This window comes from Pedobacter sp. UC225_61, from assembly GCF_044452285.1.
In the GTDB taxonomy this organism is placed as follows: Bacteria; Bacteroidota; Bacteroidia; order Sphingobacteriales; family Sphingobacteriaceae; genus Pedobacter.
On record NZ_JBIOAL010000001.1, the window covers coordinates 3,363,969 to 3,380,050 of the forward strand.

Sequence of the window (16,082 nt, forward strand, 5' to 3'; positions counted from 1 at the left end):
AACTCTTAAAAGACTAATTTAGTTGTTTTAACAAATAATTGAATTTTTATTATTCACAAATATCAATTTAACATCTAAAATGCAACCTAAAACTGGTTCCAATCCATCTTTATCTCAGCTTATTACAGAAACATCAGCGCAAAACAACGTTTATAAACCCGTATTTTTTAACCTAGGTGATAACATTCAAAAAACAGAGCTTGAAACATTAATTTCAAATAAAAACAACTTACAAGTCTACGATCATATCAATACTCAGGTAGAAGAATTAATAAAATGCCTACACCCTACTATCGTTTTCTTACCACCAACAGAATTAGCTAAAGCGGTTGAAAATCATTTTGGAAATAAACCCAAAGAAGAGTACGGAGTTTGGGTTTATTACCCATGGGCAGAAAAATTAGTTCATTTACTAAATGAACCAGAGTTTGCATTAGTTCGTACCAATAGAAATAAGCATAAAATTACCGATAAAGAGCAAAGCCTACTTTCGCAAAAGAAAATTGGTGTAATGGGACTTTCTGTTGGTCAATCCGTTTCGTTAACCTTAGCTATGGAGAGGGGTTTTGGAGAGTTGCGTATTGCAGATTTTGATGAATTAGATTTAAGTAACATCAACAGAATTCGAACAGGGGTATATAATCTCAAAATAAAAAAAACAGTTATTGTAGCGAGAGAAATCGCAGAAATTGATCCTTACTTAAATGTAGTGTGTTTTGAGGAGGGTATTACCGATGAAAACTTAGATGATTTCTTAACAAAAAATGGTAAATTAGATTTGCTAATTGACGAATGTGATAGTTTTGACATCAAAATCAACGCTCGTAACAAGGCAAAAACCTTGGGAATACCGGTATTAATGGAAGGCAGTGATAGAGGCACTATTGATATCGAGAGATTTGATTTAGAACCTAACAGACCTGTATTACACGGAATGGTTGAGCATTTGGATATGAGCAAATACAAAACGCTCTCAACAATGGATGAAAGAATTCCTTATATAACGGCCGTTACCGGTGTCGAAACGTTATCCCCACGCATGAAAGCTTCTGCTGTAGAAATTATGGCGACCATTTCTACTTGGCCGCAATTAGCAAGTGCAGTTACCTATGGCGGTGGTATTACAGCCGATCTTTCTAGAAAAATACTATTGGGTAATCTTAATGTTTCTGGCCGATTTTTCATCGATATGGACGAGCTAATTAGCGATTCCATCCCTTCAACACCAGCAACTACAGATGTAGATAGCATCGCCCCCCTCCAAATAACAGAATTAGAAGACTTTATTACCGAACATAAATTAGCATTTGAAAATAAAGCAAACCCTATTTCAGAAGATGTATTGAATCAATTAATACAAGCTACAGCCAAAGCACCATCTGGTGGAAACAATCAACCTTGGAGATGGCATTATAAAAATGGGTTATTGCATCTATTTTTAGAAAAAAGTGCTGCTCAGGCATATTTAGATCCACAATATATTTCTTCTTATATTTCTTTAGGTGCAGCAATTGAAAATCTGCTATTAGCTGCCGCAAACTTAAACTTAAATGCAAATTGGCACTTAACACCTCAATTGGCGCCAACACATATTGCCTGGTTTAATTTTACAGAAAACTATGCAGCGAGTGAGCAAGAAAAACAATTGGCAGCACAAATTGAATTAAGGCACACCAATAGAAAAATTACGCCGAGGCAAGAAATAGATGAAAATGATTTAACTCACCTATCTAGTTTAGTTACACAAGTTACTAATGCAAAGTTAACCTGGTTAACACATCCAGAGCAAATAAAGGCTTTAGGCGCTATTTCTACACATACTGATTTACTACGGTTATTTATTCCTGCTGCGCATGAGGACTTTATTACTAGAGAAATGCGCTGGAATTTGGATGAAGTAAATGCAACAGAAGATGGAATTGGTATTCACACCTTAGATTTAAGCAATAACGATCAAATTGGAATACGCCTATTAAAAGATAAAAAGATGATTAGCTTTTTACAGCAAATTAATGGTGGTAGCGGTTTTAAAAGGTTATCTATGCAACAGTTCATGGCTTCATCTGCTGTCGGATTAATTACCATGCCTAAAGGAGCTATCAATTCGTTTATTGAAGGCGGTATGGCAGCAGAGAAATTATGGCTTGGCGCTACGGCTTTAAATTTACAAATCCACCCTGTGAATGTGCCATTAATCTTTTTCTATAAAAATTCTGTTGAAGATAGTTTAAACATCCCTTTAGAAAGCAAAGCGCAATTAACACAAGCCGAGCAAGGTTTTAAACAACTATTTAATGTAACAGACGACGAGCAAGCTATTTTTATGTTTAGAATATTCAAAGCAACTCCGTCACCAGAAAGAACCATCAGAAAATCAACCTCTAAAATACTTTCCATTGGAAGAGCATAAACCACATATTGATAATTTATATTTCAAGGCATTTAGAGCGGTTGATAATCGTGATGCTTGCATGAAATTTATAGAGGGTCATACCCATGTGTTAGAAATTTTTGGAATTACCCAAATAACATCAGCAAAAATAGATTGGGTACTTAATCCCGATGTATTTGTGATATTAGTAACAGCTGAAGAAGGTGGCAGAGCACTTGCAGGTGGAAGAATCCATCAAGCTAATCGTAAAAATCCCTTACCCATAGAAGATGCCGTTGGTTACATGGACGAGCGCATTTATCAAATGGTAGAAGAAAGAACTGATGCTGGTACTGGCGAATTGTGCGGTTTATGGAATTCTTGGGATATTGCAGGTTTAGGCATCGGTAGCATGCACTTAAGTACAGCTTGTGTTGCCTATGCAGATTTAATTAATTTAAGCACACTGTTTGGCTTGTGCGCACCCGCAACCTATCGCAACTCGATTAGAGGTGGTTTTAGGGTAATTAACGAAATCGGTATTAATGGAAAATTCTATTATCCAAAAGAAGATCTTACCGCAACCTCAATTTTAGTGGATGATATTAAAGGATTACCTTTAACTCACGAACCCGAAAGAAGTATTGCAATGAATATGAGAGCGAACTCAATTACACAACAGCAAATACAATCTAAAACTGGAGAAACCATTACTTTACATTTCGATTTAACTGTTTAAAAGCATGAAAAGACTTTTACACATTTTATTCTTTTTTGCTTTTACCTTGCTATTTTTTGACGCGAATGCAGTAGGATATAAAGAAGGTATTGTTGAAAACGGCTTTACACCATCGTATTACAGAGATGGAACAAATAAGGTCGAATTAACTCAACTATTAGATAAAAAATTTACGCCGATTAAAACAGAAATCTTCAATTTCGGTTTAGATAGTGCTACTTTTTGGATTAAAATGACAAGGCAAAACGACAGCTCTTTTGCGAACGACATTTTATTTATAGACCAATCTCGTTTAGCACTTGCGGAGATGTATATTTTAAGAAATGGCAGTATTTTACAAATCCCCAACAGTTCTTCTATTTACACAAACAATACCTTAGCACAAGGTAAAGTTTTTAAAATTCCACCATTCATTTACAAGAATGATATCATCTTTTTAAAATTACGTGCTACAGAAACTTTCTTAGCACCAGTAAGTATTAGAAACGAAGGTTCTTTATTAAGCACTTTCTCTTTACGAGGTATTATTTTCGGATTTTATACAGGCATTATGGCTATTATGTTTGTATATAACCTTTTTCTATTTATCATCATAAGGGACAAAAGTTATTTATACTACATATTTTATATCCTCTTTACTTGGCTAACACAAATTTCAATACAAGGCTATTCTTCAAAGTATTTTTGGGTACACGGAAGTGTATTAGATAATTATTCTGTGGTATTATTCTCGAGTTTAACACTCGTATTCACTAGCTTATTTACACTCTCTTTCCTTAACACGAAAGTGTTTTCTAAAACTTGGAATAAATTAATTACCATATTCTTTTATCTCACATTAATTAATTTATTAGTCTTATACTTCTTTGGTATCTATTATGCTTTTATGACAATGCAGTTCCTTACCATCACTGGAACAATACTTGCATTATCAGCAGCCAACTTTGTATATTTTAAGAAACATTTCAAACCAGCGGGATATTATTTAGTAGCATGGTCGGTGTTGTTAATTGGAGCCATACTTTTCATTATGAAAGATTATGGAATTATTCCTTACAATAACTTCACCATTTATCTTTTACAAATTTCATCCGCAATTGAAGTGATGTTGCTTTCTTTTGCATTGGCAGATAAAATTAATTTCTTTAAAAAAGAAAATGAGGTAGCACAAGCACAAGCCTTAAACGCCTCATTAGAAAATCAGAAACTAATTAAAGAACAAAACATTGTCTTAGAAAGAAAGGTGCAAGAAAGAACCGAAGAATTGCAGAATACAAATTCAACACTCAATGTTACGCTAACTAATCTAAAAGATACACAATCTCAATTAGTGGATGCAGAAAAAATGGCAGCATTAGGCCAGTTAACTGCAGGTATTGCGCATGAAATTAATAACCCAATTAACTTTGTAACCTCTAACATTAAACCATTAGAATTAGATATTAATGATTTAAAAGAAATCATTACCAGGTATGAAGAAATTGATTTTGATAAAGATGTAAAAGAGCAAGTAGAAGAAATTGAAGCTTTTAAAAAGCAAATTGATCTCAATTTTGTTAATAATGAAATATCATCTCTCTTATCAGGTATTAGTGAAGGAGCAAAACGTACAGCAGAAATCATCAGAAGCTTACGAAACTTTAGTCGTATTGACGAAACCGACATGAAACCGATAGATTTGAATGAAGGTTTACAATCTACTTTAGTATTGGTAAGAAACAATTTACCTGATAACTTGACTGTCATTAAAGAATACGGCAATCTACCAAAAGTAGAGTGTCTACCTGGAAAAATCAATCAGGTGTTTATGAACTTGGTATCTAATGCTATTCAAGCGATTAAAACAAAAGAAATACAACGAGAAGAAGAGTTTTTAACCATTAAAACATGGTACGAAGATCAGCAGGTAAAAATTAGTATTAAAGATTCGGGGATAGGGATGACAGAAGAAACGAAACATCGTATATTCGAGCCGTTTTTTACCACTAAAGATATCGGCGAAGGTACAGGATTAGGTCTTTCTATTGTGTTTAGCATAATCGAAAAGCATAAAGGTCATATAGAAGTTATCTCAAAACTAGGCGAAGGAACAGAATTTATTATTACCTTGAATATAAATCCGCAATAAGCACTCAATGAAAACCCCAACCGTAAGAGTTTTATATATTGACGACGAGGAAAACAACTTACAAGCGTTTAAAGCAAGCTTTAGACGACAGTATGAAATTTATACGGCCATTTCTGCTGCAGAAGGTTTAAAAATTCTTCAGAATGTAAATGTTCAGGTTATTATTGCCGATCAAAAAATGCCCAACACTACTGGTGTAGAGTTTTTTAAAAGCATTACAGAAACTTTCCCAGACCCCATGCGTATCCTTTTAACAGGTTATACAGATATTGAAGCGCTGGCTGATGCAATTAACCACGGTGATATTTACCGTTACATCACAAAACCTTGGAATGATCTTGAGCTACACAACTCCATAAAAAATGCATACGATGCGTATAAAGCCAAAATAGACCTTCGGAATAAAATAGCGGAATTAGAGAAAACGAACGATGAACTGAACCGTTTTATTTATAGCATTTCTCACGAATTAAGAGCTCCTCTTGTTTCAGTTATTGGAATTGTTGGATTGGTAAAAATGGAAGGTTTATACAACTCTAGCGGTGAATACTGGAGTTTAATAGAAACTTGTTCTAACAAACTCGATTATTATATTCAAAAAACACTTCAATATTATAAAAACAATAAAACAGTAGCTGATAAAAGCCCTGTAGATTTCAATAAATTAATTTCTGAGTTAATAGAAGTTTATTCGTACACGGATAAAGACACACGCTTTACGGTTAATATTGATCAAGAAGTAGAATTTAAGGGTGATTTATTTAGAATTGAGGTTATTCTTGGTAATCTCATCTCAAACGCAATTAAATACCAGAAGGTAACTGAACTAAACAAAAAGGTAAATATAGATGTTGAAGTAACCAAGGAGTTTGCACAAATTAGCATTACCGATAATGGAATGGGGATTTTAAATGAGCATCTTGAAAAAATATTTACGCAATTCTTTAAAAGCAAAGTTCATCACGGTAGTGGACTAGGATTATTCATTGTAAAAGAAGCATTAAATAAAATTGAAGGGCGTATATCTGTAAGCTCGGATGTTGATCATGGTACAACTTTTAAAATAACAATACCTAATGCAAAGTGATATTAAAAAAGTAATGTTAATTGATGACAATGAAATTGATTTAAAAATCAACTCAAAACTCATTAGCTTATCTAACTTATTTCAAGAAATTATTATTTGTCAATCAGGTGAAGAAGCATTGGATTATTTAAGTAAACACATGAATGATGATGATAAATTACCCAATTTCATTTTATTAGATATTCAAATGCCAGAAATGGATGGTTTTGAATTTTTAGAACAATATAAAAAATTCTCTACCACACTCACCGATAAATGCCCTGTTGCAATGCTTTCCTCAACACTAGATTTTGGCGATACACAACGAGCAGAGGCAAATCCATACGTTATAAAACTATTAAAAAAACCACTTTCCCCTAAAGAGCTAGCTGAATTGTTATAAGTCGCTTTGTCATCCTAAGCGTAATTTGTCATTCTGAGCACAGCAAGGACAATCTAATTTACTTTACTACGAGCAAACTTTTATTTCTAGGTATTGTTATGCTACTATACCTAAAAATTTAAAGCCATGGAAAATCAAGAGAATATAGCCGGTTTAGGCAAAAACCATGATCAAGAAGCACACGATCACGATATTGCGAAAAAACAAAGTGAAGCAAAACCAGGTTCAGAAAATAATGAAATGGAGCCTTATAGTGTTAATCAAAACGGCGACAAGGAATTCAACCCTACTTCAAACCAAAGCGATGAAAGCGTGAAAGATGTTCATCAAAAAGCTGATGAATACGCCAAGAAAGAGCATGAAAAAGCAGAAAACTGGGAAAACAATAATAAAACAGGACCAGATGCCCCTCAATTTTAATAGGATTAAATTAAAACATAAAAACCGATCTGTTAATTAGATTGGTTTTTTTAGTTTAACACTATCTGGTTGATTAATCTTTCTAAAACACATAAACAATTGTAAAAAAAAGCCGTGATTTGCATCCACAAATCACGGCTTAGTTTTATAACAAGTAAAAATTTACGGTTTTGTTTCAGCTGGTGCTTTACCAATCAAATCCATAAACTGATCTAACTTAGGCGTAATAATAATTTGTGTACGTCTATTTTGACTTTTACCAGTAGGACTATCGTTAGAAGCAATTGGATTATACTCCCCTCTTCCACCAGCAGTTAAACGTTTAGGATCAACACCATAATTATTCTGTAAAGATTGAACTACTGATGATGCTCTTAATGCACTTAAATCCCAGTTATTTCTAATATTTGCTTTAGAGATAGGCACATTATCAGTATTACCTTCAATCAATACATCATAACCTTTATAATCAGTTATAATTTTAGCAATCTTACTTAAAGTTGCACTTGCTTTATCCGAAATTTCATAACTACCAGATTTATACAACATGTTATCAGAAAGTGAGATATAAACTACACCTTTAAGTACTTTCACATCCACATCACTCATTTCCTCTCTACTTAACGATCTAGTTAAATTGTTGGTTAAAACCATATTTAACGAATCGCTTTTGTTTTTGGCATTCACCAATTGTTGAATGTATTTATTCGAGCTGTTAATCTCATCTACCAATTTAGAGATGTTAACATTACCCTGACTAGTAGAATTTAAACATTTATTTAATGCAGCTTGTAAACCCGCAGCATTAGATTTCTCTGCAGCAATTTGTTCTTCTAAACTTTTAATTCTAATTTTTGAGCCAGAAACATCACTTTCGCTAGCTCTTAATTTCTGATTAAGTTCTTCGTTACTTTGTTGCAGTTTAGTATTATTAGATTGCAATTCAGCGAACTTTTTATTGCTGACACAACCTGTACCTAAGGTGATTACTAAAAGCACCGCTGGTGCTACTATTGATAATTTCATAATTCTATACATTTATGTAAAAGATTATTCCATTAACAAATTAATACTCCGTAAAGTTTTAATTTCAGTAATAAACCATAAAATGATGAAGGTTTACTTTAAACAAAAAGCGTTCTGCAACTACTTACAGAACACTTTTTGTTGTTATGATGTGAATTCTCTACAGTCTTTTCAATCCTTTAGTTTGAGCTTTATCCGCTTCTAAAAAACTAATGGCAAAACCTCCGCCAGGTGCCTCAAATTGCGTTAATTTTGTTTGCGCTGTTACTACCACTTTTCGAATTACATAAGCCTGGGGATTTGTTTTATAATGCGCATCCTTTGCATCAGCATAAATAGTGGCAATGTAGGTTTTTCCTTTATCTAAGAAGTCTAACTTAAATTCTGCAGTACGAGAGTTATCTCCATTTACACTACCTAAAAACCATTTACCAGTACCTTTTGCTTTACGAGCAACGGTAATATACTCACCAGGTTCTGCTTCAATGTATTTACTATCATCCCAATCAATAGCTACATCTTTTATAAACTGAAACGCATCAGAAAAGCGATTGTAATTTTCTGGAAGATCTGCAGCCATCTGCAAAGGACTATACATCGTTAAATATAAAGCAAGTTGATTAGCTAGAGTACTATTTACATGAGAAGTATTGCCTGGATTTAACTTACTAATGTCCATTTCAAAAATGCCAGGTGTATAATCCATCGGACCTCCCTGCAAACGTGTAAAAGGCAAAATAGTAACATGATTAGGTTTTGAGCCTCCAAAAGCTTGGTATTCTGTTCCTCTAGCCGATTCATTTCCTATTAAATTTGGATACGTACGAGCAATACCAGTTGGTCTAACCGCCTCATGTGCATTCACCATGATTTTGTATTGAGCAGCCTTTTCTATTGCATATTGATAATGATTTATAATCCATTGGCTATAATGATTTTCACCACGAGGCAAAATATTACCTACATAACCACTTTTAACAGCATCGTAATTATTAGCTTTCATGTATTTGTACGCAGTATCTAAATGGCGTTCGTAATTACGCACAGACGATGAAGTTTCATGGTGCATAATCATTTTAATACCTTTAGACTTTGCATACTCTCTTATTTCAGCCATGTTAAAATCTGGATATGGAGTTACAAAATCAAAAACATAGTCTTTAGAATTGCCATACCAATCTTCCCAGCCTTGATTCCATCCTTCTACCAAAACACCTCCAAAACCATTCTGCGCAGCAAAATCAATGTATTTTTTTACGTTAGCTGTGTTCGCACCATGTTTTCCATTTGGCTTAGCTTTCGTATAATCAGTTATACCTAATTGTACCGATGGAAAATCATCAGTATAAGCCCATGAACTTTTACCAGTAATCATTTCCCACCAAACACCTACATATTTTACAGGTTTAATCCATGAAGTGTCCTCAATCTTACTAGGTTCATTTAAGTTATAAATCATTTTCGATGCTAAAATATCTCTAGCATCATCACTTACCATAATGGTACGCCAAGGTGTATTAAATGGAACTTGAATGTAACCCTTATCCCCTTTCATATCCGGCGTTAACCACGATTCGAAAATCATGTTTTTATCATCCAAGTTTAAGTGCATACATGGGTAATTAATCAAGGCTGCTTCATGTAAGTTGATGTAAAGTCCATCAGCAGATTTCATCATTAATGAAGTCTGTACACCAGTTGGTGAAAATGCAGTTTGAGAAAGATTTTCAGTTCTAGCTTTTGCTGCAAAACCTCGTATTTCTGAAAGTTTTGACGTGGTATAATCGTATTCTTGTGTATCGTAATCTCCCGCAATCCAAAATGCAGTATGATCACCTGTCATAGCGAACTGAGTTTTTTCTTCCTTAATTACAAAATAAGTAAGCCCTTTTTGGGTAGGAAACTCATATCTAAATCCTAAACCTTCATCAAATAAACGAAAGCGGATAAGAATTTGTCTATTGGTTACTTTTTGAATTAGTGTAACGGCAAACTCATTGTAATGATTTCTAATCGTTTTAACTTCACCCCAAACCGGCGTCCAGTTTTCATCAAATGTAGATGATTGCGAACTGGCGATCGTAAAATCATTTATGAGCGATTTTTGATCGTTTTTCAATTCTAAACCTAGCTTACTAGTTTTAATAACTTCCTTATTTTTATACGTTAAATTATAAGTCGGGCTACCATCTGCAAGTAATGCGAAATTCATAGTCAATTTCCCATTTGGAGATTTAAGTTGCTGACCAAAAGCAAGGCAAAAAAATGCAATCGTTAAATATGCGGTGAAAATAAACTTTTTCATTTTTAGATATATTAAACTGTAATTGGCTCTAATCTAATCATAATATCTTTTAGCTTCAAAATGACATATTTATAGTATTGATACTTAAGAGCATAAAAAAGCCCATTAGTTAAGATTAACTACTTCAACTATTTTTAAAAACGATAATCTATAATTTTGAAAATTCACTATCTTAAGCCATGCCAACACTTATTCATCTCGCAGACGAAAGACGATCTAAAATGATTCTCAAGAATGGATTAAAGCTAGGTAAATACAACGGAGGAATCTATTGTATGCCTGTTCTTCCAGATTTTTATGTAACACATCAATGGCTAAGAGAACTTAAGTCATCCGGAATAAAAACTTTGATTGGAGTGTATTTTAAGATTGATTCTGATGAGTTAGTTTATGCAGGTAAATATGGACAAAAGCACAAGCACATAACTTTAGGTAAGGCAATAGCCGAAATCATTGCGCTTAAAGACCCACTAGGATATGAGCTCATTATTGATAGAAAGATTGAAGCTAAAGAAATAACGAAAATAAAATCACTACCCCAAACTATTGGATGGCGCTATATGCCCGATAGCCACAATCGAAAACCATGTATTTGTGAATATTGCATAAGAGGAACTATTAAAGCAGATCGCCTCCGAAAAAAGAACAATACAGAAAGCTAAGAATAAACTTATCTCTTTAGAACATACAGAGGGCTTCGGTTAATCCTGTCAGTATTACTGAAAGGATTGTGAGCCCACCAAGTGCTTTTCGAACCATTTCTTGGATGATTTGCGTTTAATCGTAGATTTAGCTAAAAAAATATGAAGCATCTGTAATGCAATTCGATGGGCTTTTAATTCTAGTGAATATTAAGTACACTAAACCTTAAATAACCATTTTCAATTTTTTGTACCTGCTTATTATCATCAAAAACGGTTAAATTAAACTTAGCTTCTAATAAATAGTCAGATTCTCTTTTTTGTATACTTATAATTTCAAACTTAGAATCTATTTGATCAGTTTGAGTAACTGAAGCAGGTTTACCTAAATCTGACTGACCATATGACTTAAAGTCACCATTATTATTTATCAACCTAATCGCAATTCCAGATATTGAATTATTTCTCCAGAAATCTGTTGAATATTTATACATTCCTGTAGAAAAAATATCTGTCTTGTTTTTTGGGTAATTTAGATATCCGCCATTATTCTCATTTGTATATTCTGTTTCCGAATTGTTATATACTTTTATAAATGACAAGATCATAAAGGACTTATCCGCCTTAATAGTAAAGTCTCGTATGAATAAAAGGGAATCTTTATCACCTTGTATCAGATAATTAAAATTAACACCTGAAGTAATTTTTGTATTTGATTGCGTCGTAAGCGTTGAACCTCTTTCAATTTTGTTTGATACATACTTTTTTCCGTTCACAGTATATGATACTGAGTCCTTAAGTAGTGTTATAGAAGGTTCATTTACGGTGTTTTCCTTTTTACAGGCAGAAAGCGACAGGAGGACTACGAACAGTCCTACGATGTTTACTAGTTTCATATTTGATTTCTGTTGTGTGTAATCAAAACTACAAAAAATAAATGCTAAAAAAATAGAGATAGGATAAAGTTACATTTCAAAAAAAGCCGTTCTTCTTATCGAAAAACGGCTTTTTAAATTGTGGGCCCACCTGGGCTCGAACCAGGGACCAAAAGATTATGAGTCTTCTACTCTAACCAACTGAGCTATAGGCCCCGAAAACCGATTAGGTTTTGCGAGTGCAATGTTACATATTTGCAACGAATTTTGGAAACCCTTTTTATGGAAAAAATAAAAAATATTATTTTCGACTATGGTAACGTCATTTTCGAAATAAATTTTAAGCGTACTCAAGCTGCTCTATTACAATTAGGTATCACCAATGTTGAAGAGTTTTTTGCGCATAAAAATCATAATCCATTATTTGATGATTTTGAGACAGCAGGAATTAGTCCAGCAGAATTTAGAGCAGGAATTAGAGCTGCAGCCAATAATCCAAACCTTACAGATGAGCAAATTGATGAGGCTTGGAATAGTTTGTTAATTGGCATTTCAGGTAATAATCACGAAGTTTTATTAGAAGTTAAAGAGAAATACAGAACCTTTTTATTAAGTAATAACAATGAAATTCATTACGATTGGATTATCAATTACATAAAAAAGGAATTTGGAATAGAAAATTACGATCAGTATTTTGAAAAAGCTTATTTCTCACAACACATGCGTTTACGCAAACCAAATGTGAACATATTTGAGCAAGTAATTAAAGAAAATAACTTAAACCCTAACGAAACGCTTTTTATTGACGATAGTCCTCAACATATTGAAGGTGCAAAAAAAGCGGGCTTACACACTTTATTAATGGATGTTCATCCAGAAAAGTTGAGAGATTTTTTACGCCAACATCATATTTTATAAAGATAAAGCAAGATTTTTCTTAAATTTATCTTGAATTAAAAAGAAAATGAGCGAAAAAAGATTTACTTCCTTAAAAGAATTTTACCCTTTTTACTTAACGGAACATAGAAATTTCACAAGTCGAGTTTTGCATTTTATTGGCACTGGATTACTCATTTTATCTTTATTTACTGGAATGTTATTCCACGATTGGCGCTTTATTGTTGCTATTCCTTTTATCGGTTATGGTTTTGCTTGGGTTGGCCATTTCTTCTTCGAGAAAAATAAACCAGCAACTTTTCAATATCCATTGTATAGTTTGGCTAGTGATTTTATTCTTTTTTGGGAATTATTAAATGCCAAACAATCGTTTAGGGTCAAATAGCTTTTACCTATACCGCTATAGATAAAAAGCTTTTGCTTTGACAATCCATTCTATATAGATTTGTTTAGAACGGTAAATTAATAAACTGTAAATCGGATTTATAGTTGAAATACTTTCGTTAAATTTACTATAAGTTCTTTCAAGGAACTTAACACCACTAAACAAAAATTGAACTATGGAAAACGATCCAAATGACATTAGCAAATGCCCATTTCACAATGGTAGTCTAAAAAACAACGTAAATAGTGGCGGTACAAAAAACCGCGATTGGTGGCCAAATAGATTGAATTTACATATGCTTCGCCAACACTCATCGTTATCAAACCCAATGGATGAGAGCTTTAATTACGCTGAAGCATTTAACAGTCTAGATTTACCAGCTTTAAAGAAAGATTTGCAAGTATTAATGACCGATTCACAAGAATGGTGGCCGGCAGATTTTGGTCATTACGGAGGTTTGTTTATTCGGATGGCATGGCATAGTGCAGGCACCTATCGTATAGGCGATGGTCGTGGTGGTGCTGGACAAGGACAACAGCGTTTTGCCCCATTAAACAGTTGGCCTGATAACGTAAATTTGGATAAAGCTCGTCGTTTACTTTGGCCAATTAAACAGAAATATGGCAACAAAATTTCTTGGGCAGATTTAATGGTATTGACTGGAAATGTAGCCTTAGAATCAATGGGTTTTAAAACTTTTGGTTTTGGTGGTGGTCGTGCAGATGTTTGGGAAGCAAGTGAAGATATTTATTGGGGATCAGAAACTACATGGTTAGGCAACGATAATCGCTATTCTAGAGGTTCTGAAGGTGTTGCAGGACATGGTGTTTTAGTTTCTGATGAAGATGCAGAGGGAAGTAAACATTCACATGATTTAGAAAAACCATTGGCAGCTGCACATATGGGTTTAATTTATGTAAACCCAGAAGGACCAGATGGGAATCCAGATCCGATTGCTGCTGCAAGAGACATTCGTGAAACTTTTGCTCGAATGGCAATGAACGATGAAGAAACGGTTGCTTTAATAGCCGGAGGACATACATTTGGAAAAACACATGGCGCTGCTTCTTCAGACCACGTTGGTAAAGAGCCAGAAGCTGGAAGTATAGAACAACAAGGTTTTGGCTGGAATAATACTTATGGTACTGGTAAAGGCCCAGATACCATTACAAGTGGATTAGAAGTAACTTGGACCACCACTCCTACACAATGGAGCAACAACTTTTTCGAGAACCTATTTGGTTTTGAATGGGAATTAACCAAAAGCCCAGGAGGAGCGCATCAATGGGTGGCAAAAAATGCAGATGAAATTATTCCAGATGCATATGATTCTTCAAAAAAACATAAACCTACAATGCTTACTACAGATTTATCCCTAAGGTTAGATCCAGCATATGAAAAAATTTCGAGACGCTTCTTAGAAAACCCTGATCAGTTTGCAGATGCATTTGCTCGTGCTTGGTTCAAATTAACACATCGAGATATGGGGCCTCGTGAACGCTATTTAGGTCCAGAAGTACCAGCTGAAATATTGGTTTGGCAAGATCCTATTCCAGCTGTGAATCATAAATTAATTGACGATAATGATATTGCTAGCTTAAAAGAAAAAATTCTATATAGCGGCTTGTCAATTTCTCAATTAGTTTCAACTGCTTGGGCTTCTGCTTCTACTTTTCGTGGTTCAGATAAACGTGGCGGTGCGAATGGTGCTCGTATTCGTTTAGCACCTCAAAAATACTGGAAAGTAAATAGTTCAAGTCAAATTGATAAGGTTATCAGTGCTTTAGAACAAATACAAAAAGATTTTAATGGTGCACAAACTGATGGAAAAAAAGTTTCATTAGCAGATTTAATTGTGTTGGCAGGATGTGCAGGTGTAGAAAAAGCAGCAAAAAATGCAGGTCAAAGCATTACAGTTCCCTTCACCCCAGGTCGTATGGATGCTTCTCAAGAACAAACTGATGTAGAATCTTTCAGTGCAATGGAACCATTAGCAGACGGGTTCCGTAACTATCAAAATTCTAGTTATAGAGTTTCTACTGAAGCATTGTTAGTGGATAAAGCTCAATTATTAAATTTAACCGCTCCAGAAATGACTGTATTAGTTGGTGGATTACGTGTATTAGACACGAACTTTGACCAATCTAAAAATGGAGTATTTACTGATAATCCTCAAGTTTTAACGAATGATTTCTTTGTTAATCTACTTGACATGAACACTTCATGGAAGTCTACAGACAAATATCAACAACTATATGAAGGAAGAGATCGTAAAACAAATGAATTGAAGTGGACTGCTACTCGTGCTGATCTTGTATTTGGATCTAATTCTGAATTGAGGGCAATTGCAGAAGTTTATGCTAGCAGCGATGCGCAAGCTAAATTTGTAAAAGATTTTGTAGCCACATGGAATAAAGTCATGAATTTAGATCGTTTTGATTTAGCTATACACTAATTCAACTCAAAGCATTTTCAAAAATCCCATGCTAAAAATTAGCTGGGATTTTTTGTTTTATCCTAATTAAGTAAATTATAGGTTTATATTTTGAATTACCACTATTCAAAGCCATATTTGCCACATGCGTATTCTAAAACAGTTTTTTAATGACATTTTTGCCTTTAACAGAAGGCAAGAACTGGCTTATGCTGTTTTAAATAGTAAATTATCGCGAACAAATTATGCAATAGGCTTTACTTTCCAAACTTCAAGTAAAGACTTTATTTCATAACCCCGGGTTCAGTTCAACCTTCTTTTTTAACTCGGGGAAATAAGTATTACTTATTCATTTCTTTTCCTTTTAATTCAACCTGCGACAAAAACCGCAG

At 33.9% G+C, this 16,082-nt stretch carries 13 protein-coding genes and 1 tRNA gene; 10 read left to right on the top strand and 4 right to left on the bottom strand.

Features of this window, described 5'->3' with window-relative positions; translation table 11 throughout:
• Nucleotides 1–79: 79 nt before the first annotated feature.
• From ACHMWN_RS15305 to ACHMWN_RS15330, 6 genes are all read left to right on the top strand, one after another.
• On the top strand, nucleotides 80–2,410 hold the full coding sequence (locus ACHMWN_RS15305) for an Rv1355c family protein (RefSeq protein WP_397302815.1): 2,331 nt from the start codon (nucleotides 80–82) through the stop codon (nucleotides 2,408–2,410).
• Entirely contained in the window at nucleotides 2,397–3,110 is a 714-nt protein-coding gene (locus tag ACHMWN_RS15310) for a hypothetical protein (RefSeq protein WP_397302818.1), read from the top strand. The genes ACHMWN_RS15305 and ACHMWN_RS15310 overlap by 14 nt, the downstream gene beginning before the upstream one ends.
• A 4-nt stretch (nucleotides 3,111–3,114) precedes the next feature.
• The gene (locus tag ACHMWN_RS15315) at nucleotides 3,115–5,238 is read left to right on the top strand and encodes a 7TM diverse intracellular signaling domain-containing protein (protein ID WP_397302820.1); all 2,124 of its coding nucleotides are present in this window, start codon (nucleotides 3,115–3,117) and stop codon (nucleotides 5,236–5,238) included.
• Between the two features lie 7 nt (nucleotides 5,239–5,245).
• A complete protein-coding gene (locus ACHMWN_RS15320) occupies nucleotides 5,246–6,325 on the top strand; it encodes an ATP-binding protein (RefSeq protein ID WP_397302823.1) in 1,080 nt (359 codons plus the stop codon).
• Nucleotides 6,315–6,707 (top strand): two-component system response regulator, encoded by a 393-nt coding sequence (locus ACHMWN_RS15325; protein ID WP_397302825.1) that lies wholly within the window; start codon nucleotides 6,315–6,317, stop codon nucleotides 6,705–6,707. The genes ACHMWN_RS15320 and ACHMWN_RS15325 overlap by 11 nt, the downstream gene beginning before the upstream one ends.
• Nucleotides 6,708–6,833: 126 nt before the next feature.
• The gene (locus ACHMWN_RS15330; protein ID WP_397302828.1) at nucleotides 6,834–7,127 is read left to right on the top strand and encodes a hypothetical protein; all 294 of its coding nucleotides are present in this window, start codon (nucleotides 6,834–6,836) and stop codon (nucleotides 7,125–7,127) included.
• Between the two features lie 162 nt (nucleotides 7,128–7,289).
• Here ACHMWN_RS15330 and ACHMWN_RS15335 read toward each other — a convergent pair whose 3' ends face one another.
• Nucleotides 7,290–8,153, bottom strand: a complete 864-nt coding sequence (locus tag ACHMWN_RS15335) for a flagellar motor protein MotB (protein WP_397302830.1) — start codon at nucleotides 8,151–8,153, stop codon at nucleotides 7,290–7,292.
• Nucleotides 8,154–8,313: 160 nt separating this feature from the next.
• Nucleotides 8,314–10,458, bottom strand: coding sequence for a glycoside hydrolase family 97 protein (locus tag ACHMWN_RS15340; RefSeq protein WP_397302831.1), 2,145 nt, complete (start codon nucleotides 10,456–10,458; stop codon nucleotides 8,314–8,316).
• A gap of 221 nt (nucleotides 10,459–10,679) precedes the next feature.
• Between ACHMWN_RS15340 and ACHMWN_RS15345 the strand changes: the two genes are divergently transcribed.
• Complete coding sequence (locus ACHMWN_RS15345) at nucleotides 10,680–11,120, top strand: hypothetical protein (protein WP_397302834.1); 441 nt, start codon at nucleotides 10,680–10,682, stop codon at nucleotides 11,118–11,120.
• 179 nt (nucleotides 11,121–11,299) lie between these two features.
• Here ACHMWN_RS15345 and ACHMWN_RS15350 read toward each other — a convergent pair whose 3' ends face one another.
• Nucleotides 11,300–11,995 (bottom strand): hypothetical protein, encoded by a 696-nt coding sequence (locus tag ACHMWN_RS15350; RefSeq protein WP_397302836.1) that lies wholly within the window; start codon nucleotides 11,993–11,995, stop codon nucleotides 11,300–11,302.
• A gap of 121 nt (nucleotides 11,996–12,116) precedes the next feature.
• A tRNA-Ile gene (locus tag ACHMWN_RS15355) sits at nucleotides 12,117–12,190 on the bottom strand.
• A gap of 66 nt (nucleotides 12,191–12,256) precedes the next feature.
• Here ACHMWN_RS15355 and ACHMWN_RS15360 point away from each other — a divergent pair.
• The 3 genes from ACHMWN_RS15360 (at nucleotide 12,257) to katG (ending at nucleotide 15,711) form a co-directional block, all read left to right on the top strand.
• A complete protein-coding gene (locus ACHMWN_RS15360; protein ID WP_397302838.1) occupies nucleotides 12,257–12,892 on the top strand; it encodes an HAD family hydrolase in 636 nt (211 codons plus the stop codon).
• Nucleotides 12,893–12,938: 46 nt separating this feature from the next.
• On the top strand, nucleotides 12,939–13,256 hold the full coding sequence (locus ACHMWN_RS15365; RefSeq protein WP_397302840.1) for an Mpo1-like protein: 318 nt from the start codon (nucleotides 12,939–12,941) through the stop codon (nucleotides 13,254–13,256).
• Between the two features lie 175 nt (nucleotides 13,257–13,431).
• A complete protein-coding gene (gene katG, locus ACHMWN_RS15370) occupies nucleotides 13,432–15,711 on the top strand; it encodes a catalase/peroxidase HPI (protein ID WP_397302843.1) in 2,280 nt (759 codons plus the stop codon).
• Nucleotides 15,712–16,082: the final 371 nt, after the last annotated feature.

Coding starts and splice junctions, on each gene's coding strand:
- ACHMWN_RS15305 (WP_397302815.1), top strand. CDS start 80: ATGCAACCTAAAACTGGTTCCAATCCATCTTTATCTCAGCTTATTACA.
- ACHMWN_RS15315 (WP_397302820.1), top strand. CDS start 3,115: ATGAAAAGACTTTTACACATTTTATTCTTTTTTGCTTTTACCTTGCTA.
- ACHMWN_RS15320 (WP_397302823.1), top strand. CDS start 5,246: ATGAAAACCCCAACCGTAAGAGTTTTATATATTGACGACGAGGAAAAC.
- ACHMWN_RS15325 (WP_397302825.1), top strand. CDS start 6,315: ATGCAAAGTGATATTAAAAAAGTAATGTTAATTGATGACAATGAAATT.
- ACHMWN_RS15330 (WP_397302828.1), top strand. CDS start 6,834: ATGGAAAATCAAGAGAATATAGCCGGTTTAGGCAAAAACCATGATCAA.
- ACHMWN_RS15335 (WP_397302830.1), bottom strand. CDS start 8,153: ATGAAATTATCAATAGTAGCACCAGCGGTGCTTTTAGTAATCACCTTA.
- ACHMWN_RS15340 (WP_397302831.1), bottom strand. CDS start 10,458: ATGAAAAAGTTTATTTTCACCGCATATTTAACGATTGCATTTTTTTGC.
- ACHMWN_RS15345 (WP_397302834.1), top strand. CDS start 10,680: ATGATTCTCAAGAATGGATTAAAGCTAGGTAAATACAACGGAGGAATC.
- ACHMWN_RS15350 (WP_397302836.1), bottom strand. CDS start 11,995: ATGAAACTAGTAAACATCGTAGGACTGTTCGTAGTCCTCCTGTCGCTT.
- ACHMWN_RS15360 (WP_397302838.1), top strand. CDS start 12,257: ATGGAAAAAATAAAAAATATTATTTTCGACTATGGTAACGTCATTTTC.
- ACHMWN_RS15365 (WP_397302840.1), top strand. CDS start 12,939: ATGAGCGAAAAAAGATTTACTTCCTTAAAAGAATTTTACCCTTTTTAC.
- katG (WP_397302843.1), top strand. CDS start 13,432: ATGGAAAACGATCCAAATGACATTAGCAAATGCCCATTTCACAATGGT.